The 4,710-nt window shown below is 48.3% G+C and carries 4 protein-coding genes; 3 read left to right on the top strand and 1 reads right to left on the bottom strand.

Annotation, left to right across the window (positions count from 1 at the left end; all coding sequences use genetic code 11):
• Positions 1-373, top strand: a 373-nt coding sequence (locus Q0294_RS05705) for a sirohydrochlorin chelatase (protein WP_299461798.1), incomplete at its 5' end; no start/stop codon positions are given.
• Positions 374-444: 71 nt separating this feature from the next.
• Here the strand turns inward: Q0294_RS05705 and Q0294_RS05700 are convergent.
• A complete protein-coding gene (locus tag Q0294_RS05700) occupies positions 445-1,461 on the bottom strand; it encodes a DUF1573 domain-containing protein (protein ID WP_299461796.1) in 1,017 nt (338 codons plus the stop codon).
• A gap of 1,003 nt (positions 1,462-2,464) precedes the next feature.
• On the opposite strand from Q0294_RS05700, the gene Q0294_RS05695 reads away from it, so the two are divergent.
• Together Q0294_RS05695 and lpxK are read left to right on the top strand one after the other, a co-directional pair.
• On the top strand, positions 2,465-3,229 hold the full coding sequence (locus tag Q0294_RS05695; protein ID WP_299461794.1) for a hypothetical protein: 765 nt from the start codon (positions 2,465-2,467) through the stop codon (positions 3,227-3,229).
• A 268-nt stretch (positions 3,230-3,497) separates the two neighbouring features.
• Positions 3,498-4,556 (top strand): tetraacyldisaccharide 4'-kinase, encoded by a 1,059-nt coding sequence (gene lpxK / locus Q0294_RS05690; protein ID WP_299461792.1) that lies wholly within the window; start codon positions 3,498-3,500, stop codon positions 4,554-4,556.
• The last annotated feature ends 154 nt before the right edge of the window (positions 4,557-4,710 follow it).

The following is a 4,710-nucleotide window of genomic DNA, read 5'->3' as shown; positions in this document are numbered from 1 at the left end:
GAAGGCAGTTCTCCTGATTGCGCATGGCAGTCGGCGTGATGCTGCCAATCAGGATCTCGTTAAACTGGCAGAGATGCTGCGGGAACGCCGGCAATTTCCTATCATCGAAATTGCCTATCTCGAACTGGCAGAACCAACGATTCCGGCAGCGGCCGCCCGTTGTGTCGCAGCGGGGGCAGATGAAGTGCTGATGTTGCCTTATTTCCTCTCGGCTGGTGTGCATGTGCAAAACGATCTGGAGCAGTACCGTGGGGATTTCACAACCGCGTATCCTGAAACCAAATTCCGGCTGTGTTCTCACCTGGGCTTACATCCATTAATGCTGGAAATTGTGCTTGATCGATTGAATGAGTCGGAAGAACAGGCAATCTGATTAACGGCAAATAAAAAAAGGGCACTCCGAGGAGCGCCCCTTTTTCTCGCAATGAAGAACCAGTTTGACAACTAGTTCGTTTTCGTATCAGAAATTTTACCGAAAGCTTTGAACGTGATCGGTTCACCACGTCCGGCAATCGTGACAGTGAATTCTTCCGAATAATCGCCGGGTTTATTGGGAGGAATAATCGTCAGCGGTAAAACATGAATCGGCTGTGATTCTTTTGGCATCCGGATTTTGAATGCTTCATCATTTGACTCGCATTCGATTTTATTGATTTCAAATGGTTTTCTGCCACGCAGTACCACGTTGACCGTTTTTTCCTGACCAGGAATCATCATACCCAATGAAACGACTTCAGGAGTGATGGTAATATCCGATTCCACTTTTGCTTCCACCAGCAGTGGGACGGTCGTGAAATTGACATCATTCGTTTTCAGCATGATCTGTTCACGGAGTGCTCCCAGTGGTGTTTCGGGAGCCAGTGTCAGTACCAGATTGTAATTCACACGTCCGCCGCCACGAGCCGTTTCGACCGCTTTGGCAGTTAAAGACGGATTCTTGGATTCGATACCGGTAATGGCCCAGTCTTCACGGCCGGCATAACTGACGGCAACTGTGCTTTCTGCGCCTTTGCCGACTTCAACGGAACCGAAGTTCGCAGAGCCGGGAGTGAAGACGACATCCGTACGAATGTAGGCAGTAATCGGAATGCGGATTTCAGCGTACTGTGGAGAATCAATAGTCACAATGACGTTCGAATCTTTTCGTCTTTGAAATCGTGCCGTATCCATTTTCACCTGGATATAACCTTCTTCACCACTTTCGAGGAGATTTTTGGAAGGTTCCGCAGCCGAACAGCCGCAGGTGGTTCTTACATTGGAAATATGGACTGCGTCGGGATAGATATTTTTAATTTTCAGACGGAATTGAGCATCGGAACCACGGGCAATGACACCGAAGTCGATTTTGTCCTTGTCGAACATCTTCTGAGCCCATTCATACTGGGCATAAGAAGGAGAGACGCTCAACACAAACAAAAACAGGCTCAGAATACCAAATCGGAAACTACTCTTTATTAACATTATTGAATCTCACTTCTGCAAAAAAAGAATTAACTTTGATGTATTAATTTTAAAGTTGAGGCGCTGAGATTTGTTAACAGGTAGTCAAGTTAACCGACTTTTTTCAGCACACAACTCTTACATCGTATAGTGCAGAATCCATTCACAGAGACGTTTCACACTACTTTAAAAATTCGGCTCACACAAACTCCCGCGGTTGTCTGAAAAATTCAGAAAACGAAAGAGTCTATCAGGCCTGCATACTAGTGCCAGCATTATACTGCATTTATGTGTCCGAGATCAAATTTGATATTCAGATCATAAGTGATTGGCGTGTGTGACAAATACATCAGTCGGCATCGACACTTCAGGAGATGGCAATTTAGTTCTCATCCGGTGAATTGTCAATGTTGTCTGTTTCTCTTTGAATCTGCTAGCCCTTGTCGGATTAAATAGTCTAATCCGACTCGATTCAATCCCTTTCATGCGGATGTTAAGGATGTCGCAAACAGTTACTATAACTGGTCTTGGGCGAATACTGACTGTACGCGGATTTTCCATCAGAACTGGCCCGGATTCATGCAACCGTTTTGCTTTACCAGCCGCAAATGTCATATTTTTACAGGCTTATCCAAACTGGTTGAAGTGGTTTTTTTACCAGTTCGTAAGGACTCCTAAAGCAGTAGATCTCGAATTCAAAATAATCGACTTTCTTTGATTTCGTCCCAGCACCGCTTCTGGGGAGTGATACGTTTTGAAATAGAGTGTGCTTCGTTGCAAGTCACTCTGACAAATACAACGGACAAGCAATCGCGTTTGTCTGACTGAATGATAAGGGAGACGGGATTTCTTTCGCTATCAGACCAGTCTGGTTTCCTCCGGGGCAATCAACTGGTTCGTTTCATACAAAATAAAAGTGTGTTGAGTTTGAGTTAAAGCTTATGAGAAGTGTCACTGTGTCAAAGTTACGGTGACGGAGAGAACCTCAGTTCGGTCTCATTAAAACAGGGAGCTATAGGTTAAGATGATGAAAAAACAAACTGCCAAGGCAGGTCTTGCCGGACTGTTGGTTCTGGGAATGGCCTGGCTGGCGACGCCGACACAGTTGGAAGCTGGTCATAATAAATGCGGAGGTCATTGCAAGCAGGGCGGACTGTCACTTTTCCATTCCGGGAAATGTTGCAGTCCCTGGAAGCTGGGTCATAAACATAAATCCGGCTGTGGGGAAAGTTCCTGTGGCTGCGGATCAGGGTCAATTGCAGATCACTATTATCAGGGAGCCGTCTATGGTGTGGGAAACAATTCGCGCGGTGGTTGCCAGTCGTGCCAGTCTGGAGGTGGTTTTGCTGGTCCTGATGGGATGGCAGCCGGTCAAGGTGTATCGCCGCCCTTAGCGTATCCGGGAATGGCGATACGACCCACGATTCTGCATTATCCGGGAACGATGGGAACCGCGTATATGCGTCCTACAAGAATGATGCCTGCAGATGGGCCCGAAGGCCACCCCCGTGATGCAGGTTTGGATATCTATGCACCCGGTGCATCGGATATTCGGGTGGTTGCGCTCAATCGTCAGCGGGACGAAATGGTTGGATATCGTGATCCGGCAAATGATGACATCTGGGAATTTGTGACGAAGCGTCCGTTGATTCCCGGTATTGAGCACGTTTATCAGGTGTATGCGATTTATCCGGAAACCGGAGATGTGCCCCAAACCCGACGTGTCCGGTTGATTATGGGACGAATTGTTGAACTCAGTTATAAGGATCGTGCTGATCACACTCCCTGATAACATGTTGAGAGCCATTTAAAGCCTGTAATCAGGTATAACAGGCCGCGAAGTAAGAACTGACGCGAGAGATGTGCCCTCAAGAGATCCAATTCGTCCCAGTGCACCCACGCCTTGTTTTGAACGCGGTAGTTTTTGAGCTGTGAAGACCGGCTGCAGGTTAGCCAGAATGATTCCGCTCAGCTATCATGTTCAGAACAGGGCGTGTTTTTTTGTAATGGCACGGCTCACTCCTTTCATTCCGTCGAGAGTTGAAGCAGGCTGATTCGTGAACGAAGTGGAATATCTGAGAATCATCTCAGGCCAGCGACAGGACTGGCGCGCCCGGCTGCTCAAACCCTGCCTCCGGGTTTTCAGTCTGCCTTATCGTCTCATCATCGAGGTTCGAAACCGGATGTTTGATTGGCGTCTGCGATCGGAGTATCGTCCTGCGGTGCCTGTGATCAGTCTGGGCAATCTGACAACGGGGGGTACTGGCAAGACACCTTTCGTTGCGTATTTGGCGCAATGGTTTCAAAGTCAGGGACTGCAGGTGGCATTGTTGAGTCGCGGCTATCGTGCATTACCGGGCGAGGTGAATGATGAAAAACGATTACTGGACCGTCTTTGTCCCGGAATTCCCCATTATCAGAATCCGAATCGATGTGCTTCCGCAGCGCAGGCGGTCACCGACGGCGCACAACTTCTGATTCTGGATGATGGTTTTCAACACCGCAAGCTCGCCCGCGATCTGGATATTGTCTTAATCGATGTCGTTTGTCCCTGGGGATATGGGGCTTTATTACCCCGCGGTTTGTTACGGGAACCGAAGTCGTCATTAAGACGGGCGGATTTTGTGATGCTCACTCGAACCGATCAATGTTCCCCGGCCGCGCTGGAGAACCTGACGGACGAGATTGTCAGAATGTTTCCCCGCGATCGAATCGCGTATGCTGTATTTCGACCTCAGGGCCTGGTGAATGTCTCAGGAGAAACACAGTCCCTGGAATCGGTCGCAGGGAAAAAAGTGTGGGCATTCTGCGCGATTGGCAACCCGGAGGGCTTTCGTCAGACTTTGGAAACCGCGGGTTTTTGTGTGACCGGGATGCAGGTTTTTCCTGATCATCATCACTATTCGAGTGGCGAACTGCAGGATGTTGGTCTCCAGGCAGCGGCGGCGTCAGCAGATTTGATTCTTACGACAGGCAAAGATCTGGTAAAAATCAGTGAACAGAAGTTTTGCGAAATTCCGGTCTGGGCGGTCGAAATTGGTGCCGAAATCACAGAGGGACGCGAGGACTTTGAGAGAATTTTGCAGTCGGTCGTAAATGAAGTGTCCCCCGATTGAGAACTCGTGGCGGAGTCGAGATCTGATAAATTTGACTTTTTAAACATAAAAAACAATGCAGATTGTCTCGAAACGGGCCGCCGATCCGGAAAATTGAGGTAATCCTGTTTCATAAATGCTTGATTTTGGGTCTTTGTTCTGTCATCCTGAAGGC

Origin of the sequence: uncultured Gimesia sp., from assembly GCF_937919775.1 — a bacterium.
In the GTDB taxonomy this organism is placed as follows: domain Bacteria; phylum Planctomycetota; class Planctomycetia; order Planctomycetales; family Planctomycetaceae; genus Gimesia.
The sequence above is the reverse complement of the archived record's forward strand: the minus strand, read 5'-3'. Positions and strand labels throughout refer to the sequence as shown.

Bases quoted from the DNA above. Each gene is read 5' to 3' on its own strand.
- Q0294_RS05700 (WP_299461796.1), bottom strand. From the start codon at position 1,461: ATGTTAATAAAGAGTAGTTTCCGATTTGGTATTCTGAGCCTGTTTTTG.
- Q0294_RS05695 (WP_299461794.1), top strand. From the start codon at position 2,465: ATGATGAAAAAACAAACTGCCAAGGCAGGTCTTGCCGGACTGTTGGTT.